The following is a 22,654-nucleotide window of genomic DNA, read 5'->3' on the forward strand; positions in this document are numbered from 1 at the left end:
TATATTCCTTAATACAGTAGGCCTACTCTAAATTATCTTTACCTACTCAACCGAACCAATACGCTCTCTGACCATCGGCAACATGTTAAAGACCATCTTACCTACTGCCGTGCCATTACCATCTTGGTAATATTGCAGCAGCTCTGGAGCATACTTTCGTAAATCAATGCTATTGCTAGTGTTCGGCATCTGCACATTGCTTGGTAGGTTAGGAAACGCCAAGTCCTTAGTGCTGATAGCAGAATACTGCTGCAACACATCTATCCTCATGCCTTTGTTGTTATTCGCTTCGCTAGTGTTATCTAACTGACGACGTAAGTGCTCCCACTTGAGTTGACCGCGTTTATCAAACCCGTACAGTTCCTGTACTTCTGTTTTGGCAACGGTTTCACCTGTCGTTGCTTCCTCATTCATTTGGTCTTTTATCATAGCCAGTATTTTTTGTACAATAGACTTACTGGTAAATGCCTTTGGATTTTGAATCGACTCAAACGCTGTCATCGGTTCGGGTTCTTGTACCAGCTCTGGGTATTTTTCACTGATCCGATCGTAGAAAATTTGCATATATTTCTGTTGCGACGCTTGATAATCCTCAAAGCGTTGTACTCGGCGAATGATTTGATCGCTTGGTAGCATAGCCGATAACTGGTGCGCGGACAGCTTTGGAGACAGTGATGCAAGTGAGTTAGCTGTCACATAATTAAACTGGCTGACAGGAGCCGCATCATAAGTCGCATCTAACGCCGCAAAGTGGCTTTTGATTACTTCACCACCAAAACCTTTAGGCAATGTACCATCATCAATGGCTATTTTTAACCACTTATTTTGCCATTTTGTACCGAGTTTATCATCTAACAATTCTGAGTTTAGAATTGCAAAATTATCTGCCCATAGGTAAATATCACCGTTTTTAAAATCCATATAAATAGGCTGGTTGATACTGCTGTGATGATTACGTGCTTGATATTGCGCACTAGCGAGCATCGTAGCCTTGCCTGCCATCGGTTGATAGATCCCTTGAGAGTCGATAGAAAGCGGCTTTAGTAAATACTCATCTAATAACTGTGCTTTCTTCACATCTAACGGTCTTTGTTTATCCTCATAATTATCAAATAGCGCTTGATAATCTGGTGCTACTTTTACATCGCTATCGTATTGATGGTCATCCCATGCATGATAGGCAGCTACGCACTCAAAGTACGACTGCCTTACGCTGTCACGCTTAGTATCGTAATCTACCGCTAAGATATCTTTGTTTTGCTGTTCGGCTTGCAGGATTAGAGCAGCGTACGCTTGGTCATGCGCTTCTTCGCAGTGTTCATCTACATAGTTTGATGCCGCCATTTTCTTAGTATTAGTATCGGCATCTGTAAATTGTTGGTTATTGCCAATCTCAAGATTACTATGATAGCTAAAGGACTGACGACGCTGTTTTTGTAGTGCTGTTTCTAGTGTTTTTTTGGCCATGCTAGGTGCTTGTTTTACAGCCACCGTATTGGACTGGCCCAAACTGGTAGACTGGCAACCTGTTAACAACAGCGCCCCTGTCAAAAATGCGCTGGTGACTAGCAGATTGTTTTTAGTCTTAAATGGCAGACGTTGTGCAATGGTGTGATGTACTGTTTTCATTTTTTATCCTTAATAGATATGAGCGTAAATGCAATGAGATGATGTCATTTGACTTCTATTTTTCATTCATATCATCTTGAGCATCGTCAACTCGGCTCTCATCGACAGCGTCTACGCCATTGTCATTATCGTTACCATACTCATCAGTACCATATTCATTACTGCTATAAGCACCTTCGACACCGCTATCTTGATAGTCGTAGCGTGCATAGCGAGCCGTTTGTAATCTGTCTTTTTTATCGCGCTGCTTAGCTATCCATGCATTGCCATCGATAGGAGGCGTAGCGTCTGGACCAAAAGACTCAGCGAGGAGCGGTGTCAAGGCATTACGGTTGAAGCTGGCTTTATCGTAACGTACTTGGTTTAGCATGGTTGTGGTCGACCCCATAAAATCACTACCGATATTGACACGTTGCTGCTTGGCCAGCAGTCGATCTGAGCTGTCTAAGTAATAGTAGTTGATTTTATTAAACGAGATAGGGCCGATAGCTTCGATAAGCTGCAATAGCGAACCGACATCTGCGCTTTGATAGCCTTTATTGTATAGCTGCGCTTTAGCAAGTGCTGTCTTTAGTGCAGCACCATCAGGATATTTATCTGGATTGGCATCTACGTATTCTTGCAGTGTTTTTGTCACATATTTGAGCGTCTTACCAATCATCTCACCGCTTTGCTGACTACCGAAATAGACTTTGACTGCACGAGTCGCACCGACTTCTTTGGCAAACGCGTCACCACTGATATCTACTGCGCTAAAATGCTCAGGCGCGAGCTCAGCCATACTGTTCTGTATCGCATTGAGCACCGCATCGTAGAGCACCGCTGGTGGCAACTGTGCCGTGATGCTTTCAGGCAAACCAAAGCGCACCGTGTGCGAGGTCATCTGTGCTGGCAATGGCGTATTCTCAGGGTTAACAAGTGCAACAATCGGCATAATGGCCGATGGATCTACTACGACACTGCTGTTATTAAAATCAAATGCCAACGGTATCTGTATCGATGAGCTAATCGTTGGTGTGGCGTAGTCGTAACTATAGACACTTTGTAGTTGGCGCTGCTTGGGACGGTATTGACTGACACTATTGAATGTTAAATGCTCATACTGATAAGCATTGGATGCAGCTATTTGCTCAGGAGTACGATGGAACATATCAAGTATATTGCCAATCATACCTGTAGATGATATTGGTAGGCTGCCACGATTTACCGTCTTTGTCTTAGCTTGCTGTTTTGCCATTTGCATGGCTTCATATTTTGCAGCCATTGACTTGGGACTTAAACCCGACATCCCTGAGAGCATACCTTCAGCACCGCTACTGTATTCATCATAATTATCATAGTCCTCACTACTATAATCAGCGCTACTATAGTCATCTGCTGTATCGTAAGCATACTCGTTATCGCTGCTAGCATCATTGCTCGTCGGCTCATTCTCCCCCGCTTCAGCCAATATAGCAGCAATGGCTCTTCTCTCTGCTTCAGCTTCTGCTCTAGACTTATCGTAATCACTAGGATAGTCGGACTCTATCGAATCTTTTGCGTCATCATAATCGTTATAGTGATCATTGTATGGCTCATCATCGCTACTATCATACATACCCTCAGGCTGATACACGTAGGTTTCTATAATAGTTCTGAGCAAGCTACTAGATCCTGCGTCGATACTATCTGGGTCAATGAATGGTGCTGATCGATAATTGGCTGTGGCGACTGCCACATGCTCGGTCGCCAAGTGCTGACGAATGGCTGCTAACAAGTGCGACTTGGCTTGGTTTTCGGTACTTGGATACTTCTCCTGATCAAACAGCTGCTCATAACGCGCGGCCTGAGCGTTTTGACTGGCAGTAAAGGCTTGACCCTGACGTTGGCTCTGCGTGGCATCGGCGACACTAAAGTCCATCATGTTACTAGAGGCGCTACTATTCGACGACAGATTGGAAGATGAGCTGGCTGGAGTTGATTGGCAACCTGCGAGTACAAGCGAGGCACTACCAACTAGCAATGCGATAGAAGTCAATTTACTGGTTGGATATAGATGACCATTGTTATTTTTACCATTATAGTTTTTATGATCAGTGGTAGATAAATAAGTAGGCGCAGTCTCAGAGTAGCGCTGTCGATTGCGGTTATTAATATGGTGTGATGACATAGTAATCTCTTTGTATGAATAGACAGTCGATAATGAGTGTATATTGGTACCGTTATTTATATCACAAGACGTTACAATTTAGTAATATTAGCGAATATTTTTAAAGAATGTCTTCATTCATAAATAACTTTCTCTGTATAACTGTTGTCTTATCAGTAGCTTCATTTACTTGAAAACTAGCTTCGTTTATTTAAAATACAGCTGATACAGACAAGCGCTATAAAAGCGTACACCACAAAAGATAATAAACAACTTTCTACTATTTCATATTTTCGTTACTATTTAGGCTTATCTATTTCCTAGCTCTATGCTTTCCACTCGCGTAAAAAGGACTTTGCGATGTCACAGTTATTATCTCGCCACCATCGAACCGCTCAGCAGCGTAAACCGAAAATTAATACCTTACTCAAATCTAGCATCGTGCTCATTACCAGTACGCTACTGCTATCTATATCCGCACAGGCTGTAGAGTCAACGACCTCAGTAAGTAATGCGACGGTCAACAACACATCAATCAATACCAGTGCCATAAACTTGGCCATCATGGTTGATATTCCAACGGTATTATCTGAAACCAAGCGCATCACGCGAGCGAAGACCAATACACTTAACACCACATCGAACAATGCTAACAATACTAATAGTGACCAAGCCATCTATTCTGAAGACGCCATTCACCATCCAGTTTGGGCAAAAAACGGCATGGTCGCTACCCAAGAAGCGCTTGCCTCTGACATCGGTTTACAGATTCTAAAGGACGGCGGTAATGCGGTAGATGCTGGCGTTGCGGTGGGTTTTGCCCTAGCAGTAACCTTGCCGCGTGCAGGTAATATCGGTGGTGGCGGTTTTATGATGATTTATGATGCCAAGCAAGGCAAAACAGTGGCGCTTGATTACCGTGAAAAAGCACCAAGTAGCGCCTCACGCGATATGTACCTTGATCACGAAGGCAATGCTGTCAGCGACTTGTCTCGTTATCACGGCCTAGCAGTTGGCGTGCCAGGGACAGTAGCAGGACTACTAAAAGCACTAGAAGAGCATGGTACGATGAGCCGCGAGCAAGTTATGGCACCAGCGATAGCACTGGCTGAAGACGGTATAGAAGTCACCGCTGGCTTGTCCGAGTCACTCACGGCGTTGAGTGATCGCTTGCAGAAATGGCCAAGTACCAAAAAAGTGTTTTTTAAGCCTGATGGCAGCGCTTATCAGCCGGGTGAGCGGTTGAAACAGCCTGAGCTTGCGCGTTCACTAAAGCGGATTGCGGTACAGGGTACCGATGGATTTTATAAGGGTGAAACCGCTCAAAAACTGGTCAAAGCAGTCAATGAAGCAGGCGGCAGCATGAGCCTGCAGGATTTGGCCAATTATCAAGCCATCGCTCGCGAACCTGTCAAAGGCTACTACCGTGGCTATGAGATTGTCTCTATGCCGCCGCCCTCCTCTGGTGGTATTCACATCGTCCAGATTTTAAATATCTTAGAAGGCTATCCGCTCAAAGACTACGGACAAAACAGCGCACAGACTATTCATCTAATGGCGGAAGCGATGCAGTTAGCGTATGCAGATCGAGCTGAGTATCTGGGAGATGCTGACTTTATTGATGTCCCTGCCAGCGGCTTAACGTCACAAGCCTATGCGGACAAACTGCGTACGTTGATTAATCCCAATAAAGCCACGCCAGCAGCCACTATCAAAGCAAACAATCCGCTACCTTATGAAAGCGATCAAACCACGCACTTCTCTATTGTAGATAAAGACGGTAATGCAATAGCCAATACTTATACGTTGAACTTCTCTTATGGTACTGGTCTCGTTGCGGATGGTACAGGCATTCTGCTTAATAATGAAATGGATGATTTCTCTGCCAAACCGGGCGTACCAAATGGCTACGGCTTACTTGGTGGCGATGCCAATGCTGTGGAAGCCAATAAGCGTCCACTGTCCTCTATGAGTCCAACGCTCGTATTCAAAGACAGCAAACCTTACATCGTTACTGGTAGTCCAGGTGGTAGCCGTATCATCACGACTGTCACTCAGATTATCTCTAACGTCATTGACCATGATATGAATATCGCGGAGGCAACGCATGCGCCGCGTATCCACGATCAATGGCTACCTGATGAGATTCGGGTGGAAAAAGCACTGAATATCGATACCGTGAAAAAGCTCGAATCGATGGGTCATACCGTCAGTCCAAAATCCGCGATGGGATCTACGCAATCGATCATGCTGACACCAAATGGCGTGTATGGATCGTCTGATCCACGTATTGTCGATGCGGCAGTGGTTGGTTATTAAACAAACTGACTTTAATTATCAATCACATAGCCTTCTATACCTCGTTGTATTGAGGGCTTTTTGCTGTTGTCTATAACCGAGTTTTTATATCTTAATGACTTAACTCACGCAGATTAAACCCTTTGAACCTGTGGCTGTCTGCGGCAAATAATGCTATTATTGACGACCCCATTTAAAACGTATCAATATGGCTATCGAGGTCTTATCGGCCCCTAGATATCAGTATAATTGATTGATAATAATCAATTATTTTATCGGTAGCTTATTTCTTTGATCGTACCAGTAAGAGTCTTCTATGGCATTTGTACATCTTGGCATTCACAGCGAATATTCCATCACCGATTCTATCGTGCGTATTAAACCGCTGGTAAAAGCTGCTGCGGCTGATAACCAGCGCGCGTTGGCATTGACCGATTTGTCCAATTTATATGCCACGGTGAAATTTTATCGTGCCTGCTTAGGTGCGGGTATCAAGCCTATTATTGGTAGTGAAGTCATCATGGATAATGAAGACACACGCCTCACCCTACTCGCGATGAATGACGAAGGGTATCAAAACATTACCCGTATCGTATCGCTTGGATTCACCGAAGGTCGCGCTGATCCTATTAATCATGGCACGCCGGTTATTAAGCGCAGTCATATCTTAGAGCATGCAGCAGGTGTCATTGTACTGCTCACCGAAAAGTCAGACGTGGGTCAAGCATTGGTCGGCTCGATGCCAGAAAAAGCTGATGAACTACTTACTGAATGGCAGTCAAAATTTGATGATCGTTTGTACTTTGCGATCAAGCGTACCAATCGTTCAGGCGAAGATGCTTTTATTAGAGCAGCTATCCATTCAGGCGCCAAACACAATATCCCTATCATTGCGCACAATGACGTGCGTTTCTTAGAGCAGGATGATTTTGATGCTCATGAAGCCCGCGTATGTATTGCAGGCTCTTATGTCCTTGCTGACCCAAACCGTCCGCAGACTTACTCAGATGAGCAGTATCTAAAAACACAAGCTCAGATGGAGCAATTATTTGCTGATATTCCGCAAGTTATTGATAATACCTTGCGCCTCGCTACACGTTGCAATGTCACCCTAACGCTTGGTATTAACGTCCTACCTGATTTTCCTGTGCCTGCAGGCGAAACGATTGAATCGTTTTTCCGTGCCGAGTCGCAACGCGGGCTTGAGCAGCGCTTAGATAAGCTGTTTCCTGTCGAAGCACGTACGGACAATTGGAGCGACTTCCGTCAGAGATACGATGAGCGCCTTGCATATGAGTTAGATATTATTCTATCCATGGGCTTCCCAGGTTACTTCCTAATCGTCATGGACTTTATCCGTTGGGCAAAAGCCAATGGCGTACCAGTAGGCCCTGGACGTGGTTCTGGTGCAGGTTCGTTGGTCGCCTATGCCCTAAACATTACCGACCTTGACCCGATTCATTACGATCTACTATTCGAGCGCTTCTTGAACCCTGAGCGTGTATCGATGCCCGATTTCGATATCGACTTTTGTATCGAAGGTCGTGACCGCGTTATTGATTATGTTGCGCAGACCTATGGCCGTGATGCCGTCTCACAGATTATTACCTTTGGTACGATGGCCGCAAAAGCGGTTGTGCGTGATGTGGCACGCGTACAAAGCAAATCGTACTTTTTGGCCAATAAAATATCCAAGCTGATTCCAAAAACGCCTGGCATCACACTGAGCCAAGCGCTTGAGCAAGAACCACAGCTCAAAGACTTGATCTCTAATCCTGACAATATGGATTATGAAGATGCCATTGAGATTTGGGAGATGGCGATTAAGCTTGAAGGCGTCTGCCGAAATGTGGGTAAACATGCTGGTGGTGTATTGATTGCTCCGCACAAAATCACTGACTTTAGTGCCATTTACTGTGATGATGAAGGTCACCGTGTCAGCCAGTTTGATAAAGACGATGTAGAAGCTGTTGGTTTGGTGAAGTTTGACTTTTTGGGTTTACGTAACTTAACCGTCATCAACGCTGCGGTTGAGAATATTAATTTACGCCGTGCAAAAGAAAACGTACCTGCCTTAGTTTTAGAAGATTTGCCGTTAGATGACAGCAAAGCCTATAAGCTGCTGCAAGATGCCAAAACCACGGCGGTCTTTCAGCTAGAAAGTATGGGCATGAAAAAATATCTGGCTAAACTGCAACCGACCAATATCGAGGATGTCATCGCTATGTGTGCGCTGTATCGTCCTGGCCCACTCGATGCAGGCATGGTAGAGATGTATATCGACCGTAAGCATGGTCGCGAAGAAGTCATTTATGACCATCCTAATCTTGAGCCGATTTTAGAGAACACCAATGGCGTTATTGTCTATCAAGAACAGGTGATGCAAATTTCACAGGTGATGGCAGGCTATAGTTTGGGCGGTGCTGATATGCTACGCCGTGCGATGGGTAAAAAGAAACCTGAAGAGATGGCCAAGCAGCGCGATATTTTTGTCACGGGTGCCACCTCACAAGGTATCGATGAAGTCACATCAGGCGGTGTGTTTGACTTGATGGAAAAGTTCGCAGGTTACGGTTTTAACCGCTCGCATTCTGCGGCTTACGGGGTATTGGCTTATCAAACGGCTTATCTAAAGCAATACTACCCTGCCGAATTTATGGCAGCGGTCTTAACTTCTGATATGAACAACACCGACAACGTCGTGTTCTTTATCAATGACTGCCGTGAAAACTTTGGGTTAACCGTAGTCAATCCTTCGGTCAATCGTAGTGAGTGGCATTTCGTTGCCGATACTCCGACCAATATCATCTATGGTCTTGGCGCAATTAAAGGCGTGGGTGAAGGTGCGGTAGAGTCTATCGTAGATGCACGCCGCACGGATGGTCCTTTTAAAGACTTATACGACTTCTGCCGCCGTGTCGACATCAAAAAAGTCAATAAGCGCACACTTGAAGCCTTAGTCAGCGCTGGCTGTTTTGATGACTTTGCCGCCACGCTACGACCCGACTTACCAACCGAGGAAGCTTACGAGATTCGCGGCGCCTTGATGAGTCAATTGCCAAGCGCCGTACAAGCCGCTGAGCAAGACCGTCAAAACCGTGAAATCGGTATGATGGATTTGTTTGGTGAAATGGATGGTGTGGTCGCAGCACCGCCGTTAGTCATGACGCCAGAGCTCATCTGGGGTGACAAACACCGTCTAAAAGCTGAAAAGAACACCTTGGGGCTGTACTTAACGGGACATCCAATCAATGAGTATTTGGATGAGTTGAAACGCTACACCTCTGGTGCACGTCTCGATAAGTTAACAGATACTGGCTATAACGGCAGCTGCTATTTCTCGGGGCTTATTATAGATATTGCCAACTTTGGTAATCGCAATGTGATTACTTTAGATGATGGTACATCGAGACTCGAGGTCAGCTGCTACGCTGAGCGTTTTAATCGTGTCAAAGAACAGTTGAAAATCGATGAGGTCGTCATCATCAAAGGCAGTATCCGTGAGCGTGATGGACGTTTGTTCGCACGTCTCGATAGTGCCATGAGCATGGTAGATGCCAGACTACGTTGGCTCAAAAAAATCAGTATCAAAGTTCACGGTAGTGATATTAATTTGCTCACACGTCTACAGCCGTTACTCAAATCAGCCCAAGCTGACATTATTCCTGAGCCGCGTCTGGCTTATAACCAAGAGCAAGACGAGCAAGGTAGCAGCGGTAACAATGTCTACGATCCTGCAATGGGTGGCAGCTTGTATGATGAGAACGGTAATGACTTATTGGCATTAGAGAGCGACATGAACCATGATGCGGCCAATCAAAACGGTATGTCAGCCAGTTATGCCAATAATGCCCTGAGTAATACTGACGCTTCTATCAATGATAACTGTCTGCCACTTGGACTAAGCATTTATGAAGTCTATGGCATCGCAAATGTTGGACTGTCTGAACACTGGCGCGTTTACCCAAATGACGACAACCTGCAGACATTAAAGACTTTGGTCAGTGAAGAGAACTTACATTTCCATTACAGCTAAGACGTACATTACGTTTTAAAAATTCATTATAGTAATCTTATTGCTTTAACTTTTATAAATTGGACAACCACCATGGATGACACTACAAATAATAATATGCTCGGACAAACTGATGAAGAGATTATCAATCATGAACAGTTCGAGGACATGCGTGACCTGCTCGAAGAAGACTTTGTTGATTTGATACAAGTATATTTTGCTGATAGTAAGCAAAGAGTTGCAGCACTGCGAATTGCCCATCAAAAAGACGATAACGCCAATGGCTTCGAAACTGCTCATGCTCTAAAAGGTGCCAGCGCCAACTTAGGTACGACTCAATTAGTCCGTCTTAGCAGCCAGTTACAAGAATACTGCCGTGAGCGCCGGATTAATGAGCAAGCCGTCCTGATCGAAGAGATTGCCATTGCATTACACCGTGCTGAACAAGAAATCAATCAGAGACTGGGACAATAATGAGTAACGACGATTCATCACCCGTATCATCACGCACAGTGAACGACTATCTTGCTTGCCTACAAGTAGTCATGGTCAATACAACTTTGCCTGCCAATATTGGTTCGGCTGCCCGCGCGATGCACACCATGGGCTTGTCTCGTTTAACGGTGGTCGACCCCAAATTACCGATTGATGAAACTAGTGTGTCTCATGCAGCAGGTGGCAGTGAACTATTATCGTCAGCTTTGATTGCACCTACTTTAGAGTCTGCTATCTCTGGCTGTCAGTTGGTGTTTGCCGCTAGCAGTCGTAGCCGTCACTTACCTCGCCCTGTCGTGACATCTACGCAAGCCGCTAAGATTATGTTTGACTTTATCGATGCACAGGCAGCTCTAAGTGCAGACGATAGTAATGCTGATACCTCATCTGCTGCTACTTCTAACAAACCAAATATTGCTATTCTATTTGGACGTGAAGACCGTGGATTGACCAATGAAGAATTGGCTTATGCCGATTATCATATTCAAATTGACGCCAATCCTGCTTACCCTGTGCTAAATGTCGCATCAGCGGTGCAAGTCATCGCCAGTTTTATTTTTGCTTATGCTCAAACGCATGCTCAGACAGCTGATAGTTTAGATTCGGATACAAGCACAGACACCCAATCGACAATCAATGTGAATTTGCGTCAGCAATGGGATGAGCCTGCTATTAATCAGCAGCAGCTGCAACAGCTCACTCAGCGCACCACTGAACTTATGGTGCAGCGTGGACTAGCCAATAGCGAACATTTAAAGTCATTGCCATCACGCTTGTCTAGACTTGGGTCACGCCTACAGCTTGATCAAAAAGAATATCAGCTATTAAGCGCTTTGATTGCCAAACTATCGAAAGACTAAAACAAGCCGTAGTTTATAAGCTTGCCTTTGTTTGACAGCTTTTTACTATATTTTGCCGTATAAAGCTGTTATAACTTGCAGAAGCTTAGCGAAAATATATATTCCTGATTATCCGAACTTTATGACCACAGGTTAGAGGCATCGCTGTTTTCGCAACGACACTCTACCGACGAATAGATAGGACGCTTTATGTCATTGCCATCCAAATTATTCAAATCACTTGTTACTATCAAGAATGATTTGAAAGAAGATATTGATGCAGTATTCACCCGAGATCCTGCGGCGCGTAATAGTCTGGAAGTGATCCTAACTTATCCGGGCATACATGCTCTTGTTTTGCATCGCGGTGCACACTGTCTTTGGAACAATGAACAGAAACTAGCCGCTCGCGTGATCTCTTACGGCTCGCGCATCATGACAGGTATCGAAATCCACCCTGCTGCCAAGATTGGTAGACGCTTTTTTATCGATCATGGTGTCGGCGTCGTCATCGGTGAGACGGCTGAGATTGGTAACGATGTGACGCTATACCATGGTGTCACTTTGGGCGGTGTGTCTTGGAATAATGGCAAGCGTCACCCAACGCTAGAAGACGGTGTAACGGTCGGTGCTGGCGCAAAAGTTTTGGGTCCATTTACGGTCGGTAAAAACGCTAAAATCGGCTCGAATGCAGTGGTAGTCAAGCCAGTACCAGCAGGCGCTACGATGGTCGGCAGTGCCGCGCGTATGATCTCAGATCATCACGATGAAAAAGGCAATCCAATCGCGACAAAAGTACAAGACGCTAAGCAACAAGAAAAAGTCGCACAAGCTGGTGAGAGCAACGATCAAACTAACGACACCATCCCTACTGCCAAACGCACCAATACCTTCCGTGCTTATGGTATCGATCCTTATTCACAAGACCCTGTCGCAGAAGCTTTTGCCAAAATGCTCGAACATATTCAACAGTCAGAGAATCGCCTCGATCAACTGCAGTCAGCGATGTGTGATATTGATCCTAATTTTTGCAAAAAAGAATATGACAAGCTTTGTCTAGAAGATTTAGATGTGATTGGTCGTGCTGATATCAATGACGTAGATAACGAGCAGAAGTAACTACTAGAACTTCAGTAAAAGAAATAAAACTAAGGGGCGTACAATATACTGTACGCCCCTTAGTTTTATCTACTGCAAAAATATCAGACGTTTTCAGTGTCAGTTAAAATAAGTCACCCCACTAACTGTCTAAATCTATCATCGACTTTCCCTTAAAACGCTATTCAAACTCTATTCAAACGCTTAATCAATAGATGCATGCAGTTAATTCCCTGACTCCCGCTTTCTCGTGCACTTTAAATGGATAACGATCGGCCATTACAATCCAATCAGACATTGATTTAGATATCGACTCTTTGCTTAGGCTATTTTCTTTGTCAGCCAATTTAATCATCAGAATATCAATGTCCATTGTCACTCGCCGTACTTGGTTCGGCTTAGTCTGCCGACATCTATGACAATCACTTTCAAGAGTTTTAGAGGTTTGCTGTAGTTGTTTTAGACTCATCGGTGTGGTCAGTACTAAATGGACACATTGATTGGTATAGTCAGGCTTTGGTTGTTCCAGTGTTGCAGTAAAATCAGGATTTTGAAAAGCCGTAGACAATCGCACCTCACCTAGCGCTGCCAAGCGCTGCCGAGCAAGCGGGAGATACTTGTCGGCTTGATAGTTACTACCTAGCGCTAACACTAGCTCTACCACGGGATGCGCTTGCACAGTCTCAGGTGCGCATTGTGTTAGCATTTCCAAATTCAAATCCACTGACGTTTTATGCATCATCAGCTTGGCTGACGTTAACTTCTTTGGCAGCTTTTTTAGTAGCTAGCTCGTTGGTTGATGCTGACGCATAGCGCGTTATTTGCACCCCTACCGCATCAGCTTGAGCAATAGCAGTAGGCTTAGCAATGCTCAACGTTATTTTTTGACAGTCATATTTTGCAAATATCTTATCAGAGATTTGACCAGCTAAATGCTCAAGCAGCTTTGCTTGAATCTCTTTGCACCATTCACTCACATCATCGCAGACTTCTTTATAGCTCAGCGCGTCGCTGACATCATCTGACACAGCAGCACGGCTAATGTCAGTCTCAAGCGCGATATCAATGAGTAATGGCTGAGTGATAGCACGCTCCCAATCAAAAACACCGATGACTGCCTCAACTTTTAGACCTTTTATAAATACCACGTCAGACTGATTATGGAACATGCTTTCATCCTTGTTTGCTAATTTTTTTCGTGTTTTTAATATTTACTTAACCGATTGTAGCGCTTCTTCACGTAGGCGCGCCGCTTTTAACACTTTACTTGGACGATGGCGCCACAGGTCAATGCTGAATAATAGCAGACCTAACCAAATCAAACCAAATACTGCCAAACGTTGTAAATCGAACGGTTCTTTATAATAGAACACCGCCAAAAAGAAAATAAAGGTCGGCGTCAGATAGTTCATAAAGCTCAGAATACTGTATGCAACGAGCTTGGTAGATTTATTGAATAATAAAAGCGGTATTAGCGTAATCGGACCTGCGATCATAAGCAGCCAAATATTTGAGCTAAACCAAAAGCTCAGTTGATGACTTGCCACATCAGATTGCCAAAACCACCAAAGACATACAGGTACTAGCATTGCGGTCTCGACAAACATGGCATCGACAGCAGTCAATGGCGTTTGTCGTTGAATCGTCCCGTAAGTACTAAAACTGAACGCCAAAATCAACGATATCCACGGCAGACTACCAAGCATCACCACTTGAATGATGACAGACAGCAGTGCAAATCCAATAGCGACCCATTGTAGCGTGCGCAAACGCTCTTTGAACAAAATCATGGATAGCGCAACGCCGACCAATGGCCCGATAAAGTAACCCAAACTGGCCTCAAGAATACGGTCTTGATTGACCGCCCATACATAGGTCAGCCAGTTGGTCGCAATAATTAAACCAGACAAAAAGGTGAATACAATCCATCTTGGATTTTGCTTTAAGGTGTCAATCCACTGCCAGCGCTTGGTCACTACCAGCAGCACCAGCAAACATAAAAATGTCCAAATAATGCGATGGCCAATAATTTCAGTGGCATCGTATTCGGATAACTGCTTGAAGTATAACGGAAATCCACCCCAAATAAAGAACGCGATCAGCGCAGTAATAATGCCGCGTCTAGTTGTGGTGATGGGGGCAACGGGTTTTTTGATGACATTTTGGGTAGTCATAATATAGGACAACTTTTTAGAGCAAAGCGCACTCTCACCTAATTCTAATTATTATTGTCAATCGAATCGTGAAAGCGCAGGGTTACTACAGTGAGATTATAAGGTAAAAAGCAATGTACTCATGCCAATAGTGACATGAGTACATTGCTAACGATGTTAGATTAAATCTTTAAGAGTTAATAGTAGCTTAGCGACTTACTCAGCACCAGTATCCACTTGAATAGACATACCGATTTGGTTGGCAAGTTCAGCAAATCCTGGGAAACTGGTATTAACCGTTTCAACCCCTTCAATGGTGATTTGCTTGGATGCACGCAGACTGGCAACAGAGAAGCTCATTGCAATACGGTGATCATGATGCGAGACAATATGACCGCCACCAAAGACAGGTTGGTCATTGTTGACTTCACCGCTTTCAGTAGCGGCGCCTTTGCCTTCGATAATGAGACCATCATCAGTTACAGTACAATCAATACCAAGTGTGTGTAGCCCTTCTGCCATCACAGCGATACGGTCTGATTCTTTAACACGCAGCTCTTTGGCACCAGTCAAGACCGTACGGCCTTTTGCACAGCTAGCCGCAATAAACAGTACAGGAAATTCATCAATCGCCAGTGGTACAAGATGCTCTGGTATTTCAATACCGACTAGGTTTGAGCTACGAATCGTAATATCAGCAACTGGCTCGCCGCCCACATGCGTCTCATTGCTTAGGCTAATATCTGCATTCATTAATTTTAGAATATCAATGACGCCAGTACGCGTAGGGTTGATACCTACTTGGGTCAAGGTCAGCTCGCTGTCTTGACTGATGGCTGCTGCCACCATAAAAAACGCTGCAGATGAGATATCAGCAGGAACCGCGATATCGCCCCCTGTTAGTGTGCCGCCGCCAGTGACACTGATACGATTGCCTTCTACGGTTACTGGATAACCAAAGGCTGATAGCATACGCTCAGTATGGTCACGGCTAATCTCCGGCTGTGTTACCGTTGTCGTACCCTCTGCCCATAGACCTGCTAGTAGCAAGCAAGACTTTACCTGAGCTGAAGCAACTGGCATATCATATTCAGTGCCCTGTAATGGCTTACCAGCTGTATCACGACCAGTGATACTCAGCGGCGCCGTACCACTATGACCAGTACTCTGAATCACGGCACCCATAGACCGTAGCGGTGCCGCTACGCGCTCCATCGGGCGTTTATTCAAGCTAGTATCACCTGTCAACACACTATCAAATGATTGCGCGGCTAAGATACCAGACAGCAGACGCATACTGGTGCCAGAATTACCCATGTATAAAGGGGTTTTGCTAGGTTTTAAACCATGCATACCGACACCATGAATAGTCACGTTACCATTATCAGGACCTTCGATAGTCACACCCATATCACGGAATGCTTGTAGCGTCGCTAGCGCATCTTCCCCTTCCAAAAACCCAGTCACATTTGTCACGCCTGTGGCAAGACTGCCGAGCATAATGCTGCGATGCGAGATAGATTTGTCACCAGGAATCGCGATGGTGCCAGAAACAGTATTGCTAGGGGTGATATTATAAGAAGCTGACATAGCAGAAGTATCCGTATAAGGGGTGCTGGCTAACATATGGCCGAAATGTCGCCGTGCGGCTTGCGCGCGGCCCAAAAGTCCCATCAGGGCGGTTGAATCTTGATCAATAATAAGCTGGCGCATCGTCTGTAAATAGACACCATACTCATCAAGGGCGCTAACAATCGCGCTTTGGTTGGCAAAAAATATATCATGCCACATTTTAGGGTCACTGGCAGCGATACGCGTAAAATCGCGAAACCCACCAGCGGCATAACGAAACATATCTAAATTATCATCATGGCTTGCCAATTGCTCAACCAAATTAAAGGCAAGCAGGTGTGGCAAATGGCTGGTGTGCGCTAATATGCGATCATGATGCTCAGCATCCATTGACATGACATTTGCGCCTACTGATTCCCATAATAGTCGCAGCTTTGCAATAGCAGTTGCACTGGTTGTCGGTAGCTCGCAAATAATGACACTATGATTAACAAATAAACTGGCGCGGCGCGCATGATACCCTGAATTTTCAGCCCCAGCAATTGGATGCGCTGGCACTAATCCTATCGGTAGCGAGCCGAACACTGCTTTAGCGGCATCAATGATATTGACTTTGGTACTACAGACATCCGTCATGATACAGTCACTGGCAAGCTGTCCGTTATCCATCGCTTGTTTGATATCAACGAACACTGCTTGAACTGCCTGTACTGGCACTGCAATGATGATTAAATCACTGCCAGCGATGACGTCTTGTAGGTTTGCACTACCAGCATCAAGTAGACCATGCTCAATAGCTTCTGTGATACTTGGCGCATGTCTATCGACTGCTACCAGACGCGCGCTTAAGCCATTATCTTTAATAGCTTGCGCAAAACTGGCACCAATCAGCCCAAGCCCAATCACACAAACTTGTTTAAATATAGGTGGCGTAGTATTTAGAGACGATTGAAGTTTATTATTTTTCTGACTACTCACGGCTTTTCTCGTTGGACACACTAAGACATAGATAGGGCCAGTCTTAGTGTTATAAATTTTAATGGCTAATTAAGAACAATTTTTAAATTACAAAGCACTTATGGATGCGCTTAGTCTTCAGTCAAAATAGAACGCAGAGTATCAATCAAACGTAGGTTGTCTTCAGCCACACCTACTGTGATACGCAGCCAGTTAGGTAATCCATAAGCATCCAGCGGACGGACGATAACGCCTTGTTCAAGTAGTGCCTGATGGATAGAAGCAGCGGTTATATCTTCCATCTCAACCTGCACTTCGACCATAATAAAATTGGCATGCGACTTCACAAAACCCAATCCTAGCGCGTCAAACTGCTTTTCTAACCAGCGCATCTGCTCATCGTTTATCAGACGAGTTTTTTCAATAAAGTCTTGATCAGCAAGTGCAGCAGCAGCAGCAGCCAAACCGACACGGCTGACGTTAAATGGCTGACGAATACGGTTTAGTAAATCCGCCACTGCCACCGAGCTTAGAGCATAACCGACGCGTAAACCTGCCAGCCCATAAGCTTTAGAAAAAGTGCGCACAATAATGACATTATCGAACTCATCTAATAAGGCGCGGTTATTACTCTCAGGACTATACTCGATATAAGCTTCATCTAGTACTACCAGGACTGAGCTTGGTACACTAGCAACGAACTGGTGTAGCTCTTTTTGCTCTAGCTGCGTACCCGTTGGATTGTTCGGATTGGCAATAAAGACGATTTTGGTATTTGGATTGTCTTGAACCGCTTGGCTCATGGCTTTTAGATTATGGCCGAAGCGCTGAGCAGGCACTTCAATGCCCGTGGCACCTTGCATCTTCGCTAGCATAGGATAAACCACAAAAGCATACTGACTATAAACGATGGCATCATCAGCACCCACAAAGCTACGTGCCAAAATATCGAGCAAATCATCAGAGCCATTACCCAAGGTAATTTGATTGGCATTGACATCGTTAAAGTCAGCCAGCGCCTGCTTTAGATAGTAACCATTGCCATCAGGATAACGTGACAACTGTCCTAGCTGCTCAGTCACTGCTAGCGTCACTCGTGGTGAGCATCCCATTGGATTCTCATTGCTAGCCAGCTTTACCACGTCTGAGACACCATACTCACGTGTCAGCTCCTCAATTGGCTTACCAGTTTGATAAGGTGCCAATGCCAAAATACTGTCGTAAGCTGGCGTTAACGGCGATAGATCTGACGCGGTCAATTGAGTAGTCTGCATGGTTTATCCTTAGATGGTATCTGTAAATGCTTTTTTAATGCTATCTGCAAAAGCTAAGACCCATCTATTATGTATGAATACCTGTGAGTAAGCCTGTAGTTGCCTATAGGTAGTTATCTATAGGACAGCTTTTGGATATGAGCCCAATATGCGCAAATCTTTGACCAATGGACGAATATCATTGATGGCAGCGCTAACGTTCGGATCATTAACGTGACCATTCATATCGATAAAGAATACGTATGCCCACTTATTAGGACGCTCAGGACGCGTCTCAATACTAGTCATCGATACGCCATGATATGACAAAGGTTTCAAGATTTCGATCAGTGCGCCTGCTTTATCATGAGCTGAGACGACGATAGAGGTTTTGTCTTGACCAGATGGCGCAATCGCCTCATGACCGATAATAAGGAAGCGTGTGGTGTTACTTGGATTGTCTTCAATATTTGAGTAAAGTTTATGCAAGCCGTACTCTGCAACAGCGACGTCACCTGCAATCGCAGCTGAATGCCATTCGTTTTTGAGGCGGCGAGCGGCTTCACCATTACTTGATACAGCAACGCGCTCAACATTAGGGAAGTTTACATCTAGCCAATGACGGCACTGAGCAAGCGACTGCTGATGCGAATAAATACGGCTCAAGCCATCAATCTTAGTATGCTCAGCAACCAAGAAGTTTTGATGAATTGGCAATTCAACTTCGCCAATGATTTTCAAGGTAGAAGACAAGAAACCATCTAGAGTATGGTTGACTACGCCTTCTGAAGAGTTCTCGACAGGAACCACGCCATACATCGCTGTACCCGCTTCGACTTCTCGGAACACATCAGTAATGGTTGTCATCGGTACGGTATCAGCGGCTTTACCAAAGTGCTTGAGCGCAGCGGCATGCGTAAAGGTACCGACAGGACCCAAGAAGGCAATACGCTGCGGCGCTTCTAAATCCAAGCATACTGACATGATTTCACGGAATAAACGCGCCATTTTCTCATCAGCGATTGGACCTGCATTACGCTCCATGACAGCTTTTAGTACCTGTGCTTCACGCTCAGGGCGGTAAAAGATAGGATTGCTATTGTCATCAGCGGCGGTATGATTTTTCTTTACCATGGCTACTTGCTGAGCCAGCTTTGCACGGTTGTTGATTAACGTTTGGATCTCACAGTCTACTGCGTCAATATTTTGGCGAATATTGTCTAAAAACTCTTTTTCAGTTGCGGTATCGCTAGCGCCTGTAGTGGTTTGATTTAGATTATCCATTGTTTGCTCTGGTGACTGCTCGCTCATTACCGCCCATCCTTTTTAGATTTTATCGCTGTTAGATATTACTATTATTTAAATTCTACTATTACATTGCTATTACTTAGGTAGCACTATTGCCAAATCTGACTGTTTTCTGTTTTTAGTTAAAGACTAAGCCTGATGATAGAAACTATCTTCAAAATCAACCTCAAAACAGTCTATCAAAAACACCCTATATTGCTAGTGCCATTTAGCGTTAATACTATATTTACTGCCAAATACAGCAGCTTGATACATAGCCGGCTCTACTATAGCAAAAACTAAGGTCAGTGCCCATGCGTAAATGCGTATAAATATACCAACTGTTATTAATATTAGCACAGCTGAGCCAGATAACAGTGACGCATAGCATAACTATGGGGCAACACCTGCCCAAAACTGTGTTACAGTTCCAGTTCAGCTCCCTACCCTGTTATATATAAGAGGAGCATCATGTGATTAATAAGAAAAAGGATACCTGATGAGCGCATTACAACAGCTACGCACTATGACCACGATTGTTGCTGATACTGGTGACCTTGCCGCTATTGCCCGTTTAAAACCTATCGATGCAACCACCAACCCAAGCCTTATTACCAAGGCTCTGATTCATCCTGATAACCAAGGTATGCTGTCAGAGACCATGAGTCGTCACAATGGTGACGTGGATGCCGTAATCGATGCGCTGACCATTCAGGTTGGCTGCGATATTTTAGAGCTGATCGAAGGCCGAGTCTCTACCGAAGTGGATGCTCGCTTATCTTATGATACTCAAGCGACGATAGATAAGGCACTGGCCTTTATGGATGCTTACCAAAAAGCGGGCGTCGATTCAGAGCGAGTATTGATCAAAATGGCGGCAACTTGGCAAGGTATTGAGGCGGCGCGCTATCTTGAGACTCAAAATATCCACTGCAACCTGACCCTACTGTTTGGACAACACCAAGCGATTGCCTGTGCAGATGCTGGCGTGACCCTGATATCACCTTTCGTTGGCCGTATTTTAGATTGGCAAAAACGCCAACAAAGCCGTCAAAACGTACCGGCTTCTGATGACATGGGCGTACAGTCAGTCAAGCTCATTTATCAGTATTACAAACAGCACGGTTACGAGACGCAAGTAATGGGCGCTAGTTTCCGCTCTACCGAGCAAATTTTGGCATTGGCAGGTTGTGACTTACTGACTATAGCTCCTAACCTCATTGATGAGTTGGCAGCCATGGATACCGAGGTAACTCGCCAACTGTCTCCGAGTATGTCGATGGATATGAAAGCGATGACTCAAGTAAGCTTAACGCATGAAGAGTTTAGTGCTGCGTATCAGCAAGACAAGGTTACACAGGACTTGTTACCTAAGGGTATTGACGGTTTTATCGGAGCGCGTGACGAGCTGGCTAAAACATTAGCAGCCATTCGCGGACAATAATAGCCACACGATGGAGCACGACGGATACTGAGCTGGCACAAAAGATATTTGCCTACTAATAGTAAGTTGGCTATCATTACCTACTTCAAATGACAAGAAGCAAGGCTTATATGAAACGGCTATCAATATTATTGGCAGGCAGTGCTTTAGCGATCAGCGCCCAGGCAGTTAACTGGGTAGAGGTGTCCGAGAGCAGCTCTGGATCAATTTTTAGTATAGATTTGGATTCTATTGAAAGCTCTGACATCAGTATCATAGATGAAAAAGACGTCGAAAATATCACGGTATCTATCCTTAGAACCTATCCTAAAGACAAAGATGCCGATAAAGATGACTCGAAGGAAGAAAAAAGCAATATTGACCATAGTGAGCAACAACTACTCATTTCATGTAAAGATGCCAGCTACTATAGACGAGCCTTTGTTAACTACGATACTGAAGGCAAAGTAACCAAATCATGGCAGTCAGAAAAACCAATATTGACTACAAAAGATTTTAAAGTCACCACCCCAAAGACAGTCGGTCGTACGGTGATAGAGCAGTCTTGTAAAGACTACGAACAAGACGAAGAACAATAAATACAGCCTACTCAATACAGTACTAAAAAAAGCGCCCTGATACTATATCAGGGCGCTTTTTCATTTGGCGAGTCGTTTAACTATAGTCAAAGAACTCTAAAATGGGTACAAGGCAGCCGACTGCAGATTGTACAAATAATACATCTAAGGAGGGTAACGCCGTAGCGATTTAGTAGTTCACCGACTATATATCGACTATCCAATGTGTCTAGTAGTCAAAAATATAGCCATTCATTTTAAGCTTTTAGTACCGTATAAACAGGTACTGGGAACTCGCCATGCAAGTCGACCAAGTCCAATAACACTAGCGCGCCGACCACGGTATGGTCAGCTGATTGACACAGCTCGTAAGCGGTGGTCAACGTACCACCAGTCGCTAAGATATCATCGACCAATAGTACGCGCTCAGGCGGTAGATTGTTTTGCATCTCAAGCGTGTCTTTACCATACTCCAGTGCATAGGCTTTGTTGGCAACAGGTGGCGGCAGCTTACCTGGTTTACGTAGCAAGATCATGCCTTTGCCTAGACGGCCTGCTAGCATACTAGCAAATACAAAACCGCGCGCTTCTACCGCACCCAGACAATCTACCTCGTCCATAAGCCCTTCTGGCAAAGCGGCAAGTAGCGCATCGATAACAGCGTCAATATGACTGCGCAGTAACGGGGTAATGTCATAAAAATCAATGCCAGCTTTTGGAAAGTCTGGTACTGTGCGAATAATCTGCCAAAACGGATGGTCAGTATTGAGCATATGTGACGTATCATTGTTGGTGGCGGATGTGGCGGCGGCATTGGTACTCATGATGACCCTTAGCTTATGTATTTAGATGGTTTAGTTAGTTTAGATAAGACAACAACTGGATGATATATCAGCGATAAATGCTAAGCATTACTGTGAATTTAGCGG

Annotated in this window: 16 protein-coding genes; 7 read left to right on the top strand and 9 right to left on the bottom strand. The window is 44.7% G+C overall.

The window, feature by feature from the left end:
- Window positions 1–42: 42 nt before the first annotated feature.
- Together ACTXGF_RS21545 and ACTXGF_RS21550 are read right to left on the bottom strand one after the other, a co-directional pair.
- Complete coding sequence (locus ACTXGF_RS21545; protein ID WP_443532913.1) at window positions 43–1,629, bottom strand: hypothetical protein; 1,587 nt, start codon at window positions 1,627–1,629, stop codon at window positions 43–45.
- A gap of 55 nt (window positions 1,630–1,684) precedes the next feature.
- A complete protein-coding gene (locus tag ACTXGF_RS21550) occupies window positions 1,685–3,778 on the bottom strand; it encodes a hypothetical protein (RefSeq protein ID WP_443532911.1) in 2,094 nt (697 codons plus the stop codon).
- A 339-nt stretch (window positions 3,779–4,117) separates the two neighbouring features.
- On the opposite strand from ACTXGF_RS21550, the gene ggt reads away from it, so the two are divergent.
- From ggt to cysE, 5 genes are all read left to right on the top strand, one after another.
- Window positions 4,118–6,076 carry a gamma-glutamyltransferase gene (gene ggt / locus ACTXGF_RS21555; protein ID WP_443532909.1) on the top strand — a complete coding sequence of 653 codons (1,959 nt, stop codon included), beginning with the start codon at window positions 4,118–4,120 and terminating at the stop codon, window positions 6,074–6,076.
- A 295-nt stretch (window positions 6,077–6,371) separates the two neighbouring features.
- Complete coding sequence (dnaE, locus tag ACTXGF_RS21560; RefSeq protein ID WP_443532907.1) at window positions 6,372–10,091, top strand: DNA polymerase III subunit alpha; 3,720 nt, start codon at window positions 6,372–6,374, stop codon at window positions 10,089–10,091.
- A gap of 72 nt (window positions 10,092–10,163) precedes the next feature.
- Window positions 10,164–10,544: an Hpt domain-containing protein gene (locus ACTXGF_RS21565; RefSeq protein WP_057759831.1), complete on the top strand. Its 381-nt coding sequence runs from the start codon at window positions 10,164–10,166 to the stop codon at window positions 10,542–10,544.
- Window positions 10,544–11,425: an RNA methyltransferase gene (locus ACTXGF_RS21570; protein WP_443532904.1), complete on the top strand. Its 882-nt coding sequence runs from the start codon at window positions 10,544–10,546 to the stop codon at window positions 11,423–11,425. Before ACTXGF_RS21565 ends, ACTXGF_RS21570 begins: the two co-directional genes overlap by 1 nt.
- A gap of 189 nt (window positions 11,426–11,614) precedes the next feature.
- Window positions 11,615–12,523 (top strand): serine O-acetyltransferase, encoded by a 909-nt coding sequence (gene cysE / locus ACTXGF_RS21575; protein ID WP_443532902.1) that lies wholly within the window; start codon window positions 11,615–11,617, stop codon window positions 12,521–12,523.
- 187 nt (window positions 12,524–12,710) lie between these two features.
- Here the strand turns inward: cysE and ACTXGF_RS21580 are convergent, their stop codons facing one another.
- The 6 genes from ACTXGF_RS21580 to pheA form a co-directional block, all read right to left on the bottom strand.
- Window positions 12,711–13,208: a 2-amino-4-hydroxy-6-hydroxymethyldihydropteridine diphosphokinase gene (locus tag ACTXGF_RS21580; protein ID WP_443532959.1), complete on the bottom strand. Its 498-nt coding sequence runs from the start codon at window positions 13,206–13,208 to the stop codon at window positions 12,711–12,713.
- 25 nt (window positions 13,209–13,233) lie between these two features.
- Window positions 13,234–13,671, bottom strand: a complete 438-nt coding sequence (gene folB / locus ACTXGF_RS21585; RefSeq protein ID WP_443532900.1) for a dihydroneopterin aldolase — start codon at window positions 13,669–13,671, stop codon at window positions 13,234–13,236.
- A gap of 42 nt (window positions 13,672–13,713) precedes the next feature.
- Window positions 13,714–14,676 carry an EamA family transporter RarD gene (gene rarD / locus ACTXGF_RS21590; protein WP_443532898.1) on the bottom strand — a complete coding sequence of 321 codons (963 nt, stop codon included), beginning with the start codon at window positions 14,674–14,676 and terminating at the stop codon, window positions 13,714–13,716.
- A 195-nt stretch (window positions 14,677–14,871) separates the two neighbouring features.
- On the bottom strand, window positions 14,872–17,205 hold the full coding sequence (locus tag ACTXGF_RS21595) for a bifunctional prephenate dehydrogenase/3-phosphoshikimate 1-carboxyvinyltransferase (RefSeq protein ID WP_443532896.1): 2,334 nt from the start codon (window positions 17,203–17,205) through the stop codon (window positions 14,872–14,874).
- Window positions 17,206–17,315: 110 nt separating this feature from the next.
- Complete coding sequence (gene hisC / locus ACTXGF_RS21600) at window positions 17,316–18,458, bottom strand: histidinol-phosphate transaminase (protein WP_443532894.1); 1,143 nt, start codon at window positions 18,456–18,458, stop codon at window positions 17,316–17,318.
- A gap of 117 nt (window positions 18,459–18,575) precedes the next feature.
- Window positions 18,576–19,748: a prephenate dehydratase gene (gene pheA / locus ACTXGF_RS21605; RefSeq protein ID WP_102092477.1), complete on the bottom strand. Its 1,173-nt coding sequence runs from the start codon at window positions 19,746–19,748 to the stop codon at window positions 18,576–18,578.
- Between the two features lie 475 nt (window positions 19,749–20,223).
- Here pheA and ACTXGF_RS21610 point away from each other — a divergent pair, with 475 nt between their 5' ends.
- Both ACTXGF_RS21610 and ACTXGF_RS21615 read left to right on the top strand, forming a co-directional pair.
- Window positions 20,224–21,168 carry a transaldolase gene (locus ACTXGF_RS21610; protein WP_102092478.1) on the top strand — a complete coding sequence of 315 codons (945 nt, stop codon included), beginning with the start codon at window positions 20,224–20,226 and terminating at the stop codon, window positions 21,166–21,168.
- A 110-nt stretch (window positions 21,169–21,278) separates the two neighbouring features.
- Window positions 21,279–21,746 carry a hypothetical protein gene (locus ACTXGF_RS21615; RefSeq protein ID WP_443532892.1) on the top strand — a complete coding sequence of 156 codons (468 nt, stop codon included), beginning with the start codon at window positions 21,279–21,281 and terminating at the stop codon, window positions 21,744–21,746.
- A 236-nt stretch (window positions 21,747–21,982) separates the two neighbouring features.
- Here the strand turns inward: ACTXGF_RS21615 and ACTXGF_RS21620 are convergent, their stop codons facing one another.
- Window positions 21,983–22,549, bottom strand: coding sequence for an adenine phosphoribosyltransferase (locus tag ACTXGF_RS21620; protein ID WP_102092480.1), 567 nt, complete (start codon window positions 22,547–22,549; stop codon window positions 21,983–21,985).
- Window positions 22,550–22,654 lie beyond the last annotated feature (105 nt).

Origin of the sequence: Psychrobacter sp. 1Y6, from assembly GCF_052258385.2 — a bacterium.
Classification (GTDB): Bacteria; Pseudomonadota; Gammaproteobacteria; order Pseudomonadales; family Moraxellaceae; genus Psychrobacter.